1 protein-coding gene is annotated in these 365 nt (G+C 53.4%); it reads right to left on the bottom strand.

Annotation, left to right across the window (positions count from 1 at the left end):
• Positions 1-73: 73 nt before the first annotated feature.
• Positions 74-232 (bottom strand): hypothetical protein, encoded by a 159-nt coding sequence (locus tag EPB08_RS21120; protein WP_165418565.1) that lies wholly within the window; start codon positions 230-232, stop codon positions 74-76.
• Between the last annotated feature and the right edge of the window lie 133 nt (positions 233-365).

Genomic DNA, 365 nt, shown 5'->3' with positions numbered 1-365 from the left:
TGATCTATTTGATATGTGAATACATCTGCTTCGTGCCTGTGCACGAGTCGCTGCATGGGCGGCGCTGGGGCGGTTACGGAGAACGAGAAAAGGGGGCGACAGATGAAGCCTCAGTTGCATGTGATCGTTTAACCAGCTCCGGCCCTTTTTCGGAAAAACGACCGTCTTTCACGGCCAGGCGCAGCTTGTTGCCGTGGATGTCCACGGCATTCTCGAACACACGATCAAACATGGTGTAGTCCCATGGCTGTCATGACCAGGGGAGCGCGGCGTGACGCCGTGACGCGGTCATGAGAAGGAATGGCGACACCTTATGGCGAGAACCGTCCATTCGCAAATTAAATGATCAGATATGATCTATTTGA

Source organism: Dyella amyloliquefaciens (assembly GCF_004296575.1).
GTDB lineage: Bacteria > Pseudomonadota > Gammaproteobacteria > Xanthomonadales > Rhodanobacteraceae > Dyella > Dyella amyloliquefaciens.
The sequence above is the reverse complement of the archived record's forward strand: the minus strand, read 5'-3'. Positions and strand labels throughout refer to the sequence as shown.